We start from the raw sequence: 4,403 nt of genomic DNA, 5'->3' as shown, positions 1-4,403 counted from the left end.
GTCCGGGAGGAGCCGCACCCCGCCGACCCGTCCAACGCCTTCCCCTACACCTTCACCACGCTGGAGCGACGGAAGTCATAGGAAAATCGGACATTTGCACTCTGTAATTGAGAAAAAAATAGAATAGTATGAATATAGCAATCGTCGGCGCCAGTGGTGCCGTGGGACAGGAGCTGATCAAGCTGGTCGAGGAGCGGGACTTCCCGTGCGACACGATCCGCCTCTTCGGCTCGGAGCGCAGTGCCGGGCGGTCCTACACCGTCAAGGGTAGGGAGGTGACCGTGGAGCTGCTCGAGGAGGGCGATGCCTTCCGCGACATAGATATTGCCTTCGTCAGCGCCGGAGCAGGCACGTCTAAGGCCTTTGCCTCCACCATCACCAAGCATGGCGCCCTGATGATCGACAACTCGAGCGCCTTCCGCATGGACGAGGATGTGCCGCTCGTGGTGCCGGAGGTGAATGCCTCTGCCGCCCTCTCGGCTCCCCGGCGGATCATCGCCAACCCCAATTGCACCACCATCCAGATGGTGGTCCCCCTGCAGGCCCTCGAGCGCAAGACGCACATTCGCCGTGTCCACGTCGCCACCTACCAGTGCGCCAGCGGTGCCGGTGCGAGCGGTATCGCAGAGCTGGAGCAGCAGACTCACGACTATGCCGAGGGGAAGCCGCTGGAGGTGAAGAAATTCTCCCACCAGCTGCTCTTTAACCTCATCCCTCATATCGATGTCTTCCAGGAGAATGGCTACACGAAGGAGGAGATGAAGATGTACAACGAGACCCGCAAGATCATGGGGAGCGACATACGCGTCAGCGCCACCTGCGTCCGCGTGCCGGCACTCCGCGCCCACTCCGAGGCGGTCTGGTGCGAGCTGGAGCACCCGATGACGACGGAGGAGGCTCAGGAGGCTTTCCGCACGGGCGAGGGCTGCATACTGATGGACGACCCGGCACAGCAGGTCTACCCGATGCCGCTTGACCTATCAGGGAGGGACGAGGTCTTCGTCGGCCGTGTCCGTCAGGACCTCACGGACCCCAATGGTCTATCCTTCTGGTGCGTGGCAGACCAGATCCGCAAGGGCGCGGCACTCAATGCCATCCAGATCGGCGAGTATATCATTCGTAACAAGTAATATATGACACTACTGAAGAAACTTCTGCCGGCAGTTGCGTCGGCACTACTCCTCACCACCCTCACCGCGACAGCACAGACCACGGCTGAGATCCACTACGACTTCGGACGACACGTCTACAATGACCTCTCGGGAGAGAAGCCGATCCTCATCAAGCTCGGCCACCTCTCCTACGACAAGTGGGGACGCAACTATGGCTACATCCGGCTCAATCCCGCCTCCGAGCGGCTCTACGACTTAGATGCCCGCCTGCAGAGGGACATCAAGTTTGTCGACGCACCGCTCGCCCTTCGCCTCGAGTACCACGGCGCGATGCGCTTCATGTCGGACCGCACCCACGCCATCTCCTCCGGTATCTCCTACCGATTCCACAACGAGTATGTCGACCTCACCGTGGCGCCCAGCTACCGGTATGACTTTGGCTACGAGAAGCCGCACAACTTCCAGCTCTGGGGCGATGCCGCCTGGACCAGCTGGAATCGCGTCTGGACCATCCGCGGCTTTGCCGTGCTGCGGACCAACCTCGGCGCCGATGAGGCTCGCCGTCGGGTGATCTTCCGCGCCGAGCCGCAGGTGTGGTGCAATGTAAATCAATTTGTCGGCGTGCCGGACGAGCTCAATCTCTCCATCGGTACCGAGCTGCGGATGGAGTACAATACCCTCCTCCCGGAGGCCTTCCACGTCCGTCCCACCATTGCAGCCAAGTGGACCTTCTGATCCTCTGAGGATAAAAGCATAAAAAAGGAGCGAAGCGGTCATCAGACTGCTTCGCTCCTTTTTTTTTTGCTCCCGACTGCCGATCCCGCAAGAAGAGTCCCTCGAACTAATACCGGTAAAAGAATATCGGCATCCGCAAGGAGGCCCGTTCCATAGGCATCGGTCGAGGCACGCAGTGCCGAAGACCGATGTATAAGCCATACCAAATAGGCCTCGACCCCTTGCGGGTCGCCGGGAAGGGGGATCTCTGCTCGACGACCCGCAAGGGGTCGAGGGTGTAGGGATGGGGCTCAGTACATCGGTCACCGCTTCGCGGATGACCGATGCCTATGGAGCGAGCACCCTTCGGGTGCCTCACGGATGAGCCCCCCTGGTATATGATTACTCCAAAGCTCAAATGCGTCACCCCTGGGAATCGGGGACAGTCTGCCATCCAAATTTGCTAAAGATTGGTAAGTTTGTGGATGATGGGAAGGATAGAGCCTTCGCACGATCAATCAATGGACTATATACAACTTCGGCAATGAAAGATTTCTTCAAAATGGTAGGCGCATCCTGTCTGGGATTTGTGCTGGCCAATGTGGTACTCATCATCCTCTCGATGCTCGTCCTCGGGGCGATGATCGGCGGTATCACCGACCTGATCAAGAGCAATAAGACCAAGACAGAGGTGACCCTCTCCTCCGGCAGTGTCCTACTACTCGACCCAGTGGGCGAGATCGCCGACACTTCCGTGGACGACACCTTCAGCTCGATCCGTTCCCTGGGTGGTGACAATAGCAAGAAGAGCTACACTCTCCCCGAGATCATCGGGGCGATCGAGGAGGCGCGGTCCAGTGCGAAGGTGGACGCCATCGTGCTGAGGTTGGACAAGTGCTTCATGAGTTTTGACACCGCGCAGGCGATCCGTGACGCACTGCTGCGCTTCAAGGAGAGTGACAAGCCGATCTACGCTTACGGCAAGGCCTTTACCCTCGGCAATTACTACATCTCCTCCGTGGCAGACAAGGTCTACGCCGGTCCGGAGGCGATGATGGCGCTGTCGGGTCTGAGCTCGCAGATCCCCTTCTACACCGGTCTCCTGCAGAAGCTCGGGGTGAAGTTTCAGATCTTCAAGGTTGGTACCTTCAAGAGCGCCGTGGAGCCCTATATGCTCGACCATATGAGCGAGGCCAATAGGCTGCAGACACAGACTTTCTTAGACGGTCTCTGGCAGGGCACGGTGAGCGAGATGGCTGCCTCCCGCGGGATCGATGAGGAGGTCTTTCAGCGCTATGCCGACGAAGGTCTCTTCATGAGCCGTATCGATACCGCCTTAGTGTACGGGCTGGTCGACTCGCTCGTCTACGAGACCGACCTCGAGCAGGTACTTGCCTCCAAGATCTACGACGATGAGGACGAGGACGAACTGGACGAGGTGCGGGCGGACCTGGTACTCAACGCGCGTAAACCGGTGAAGTCGGTGAATAAGATCGCCGTCGTCTACGCCGAGGGCAATATCGTGGATGGTCGTCCGGCGAGTGACAATCCCTTCGCCACCCAGTCCAAGCTGATTGACCAGCGTATCGCCGACAAGCTCCACGAGCTCGCCGATGACGACGATATCAATGCCGTGGTGCTGAGAGTCAACTCCGGTGGCGGCTCTGCCTCTCAGTCGGAGCTAATCTGCCGCGAGGTGATCCGGCTCAAGGAGCAGAAGCCGATCGTCGTCTCTATGGGCGGTATGGCTGCTTCGGGCGGGTACTACATCTCGTCCAATGCGAGCGAGATCATCGCCGGACCCTACACGCTGACCGGTTCGATCGGCATCTTCGGCATGTTCCCCACCTTTAAGGGCACAGCGGACAAGCTGGCGCTCACCTTTGACACCGTGAAGACGAATAATATGTCAGACTTCGGTGACCCCATGCGCGAGATGCGCCCCGAGGAGCAGGCGCTGATGCAGAAATACGTGGAGGAGGGGTATGACCAGTTCCTCACCCGCGTCTCGGAGGGTCGCAGTATGACGAAGGCGCAGGTCGACTCGATCGGTCAGGGCCGTGTATGGCTCGGACAGGACGCCCTTCGTCTCGGACTTGTCGACAAGCTCGGTACCCTTGATACGGCGATCCGGGAGGCTGCCCGACTCGCCGACCTGGACGACTACAAGGTGGTCGATATGGTGGAGAAGGAGGACTTTTGGTCGTCCCTCTTCGGTACCAGCATAGAGACCCGCCTGCGGATGATGACCGCCAGCCGGGAGGATCGACTGATGGAGTACGCCGCCCGGATGCTGGACAGTCAGATGGGTGTCCGTGCCCAGGTGCCGTACGAGCTGCAGGAGGGCCTATGGATGAGCAAGCCCCGGGAGAGCAGTCTCGTGCCGGCTCTGCTGCAGTAAGGATAAGAAGAAGCGTCGCTCGTCGTGAGGATCGGAAGCCACAATATCCTACTCAAGGTCCCCGCCCTGCTCTATGGGTGGGGCGTAGGGGTGCGCAACTTCCTCTACGATGAGGGGATGCTCAAGGGGTACAAGTCCTCCATCCCCGTCATCTGTATCGGCAACGTCGCTGTCGG

Annotated in this window: 4 protein-coding genes; all 4 read left to right on the top strand. The window is 59.4% G+C overall.

Going from position 1 to position 4,403, the window contains the following annotated elements; all coding sequences use genetic code 11:
* The first annotated feature begins 128 nt into the window (after positions 1-128).
* Positions 129-1,130, top strand: a complete 1,002-nt coding sequence (locus Q0F21_RS05655; RefSeq protein ID WP_297238183.1) for an aspartate-semialdehyde dehydrogenase — start codon at positions 129-131, stop codon at positions 1,128-1,130.
* A 3-nt stretch (positions 1,131-1,133) separates the two neighbouring features.
* Complete coding sequence (locus Q0F21_RS05650; protein ID WP_297238181.1) at positions 1,134-1,847, top strand: DUF5020 family protein; 714 nt, start codon at positions 1,134-1,136, stop codon at positions 1,845-1,847.
* A 541-nt stretch (positions 1,848-2,388) separates the two neighbouring features.
* A complete protein-coding gene (sppA, locus tag Q0F21_RS05645) occupies positions 2,389-4,227 on the top strand; it encodes a signal peptide peptidase SppA (RefSeq protein WP_297238179.1) in 1,839 nt (612 codons plus the stop codon).
* Positions 4,228-4,251: 24 nt separating this feature from the next.
* Positions 4,252-4,403: tetraacyldisaccharide 4'-kinase (locus Q0F21_RS05640; protein ID WP_297238185.1), on the top strand; the 152-nt coding region annotated here is incomplete at its 3' end.

The sequence above is a fragment of the uncultured Porphyromonas sp. genome (assembly GCF_934359325.1).
In the GTDB taxonomy this organism is placed as follows: domain Bacteria; phylum Bacteroidota; class Bacteroidia; order Bacteroidales; family Porphyromonadaceae; genus Porphyromonas_A.
The sequence above is the reverse complement of the archived record's forward strand: the minus strand, read 5'-3'. Positions and strand labels throughout refer to the sequence as shown.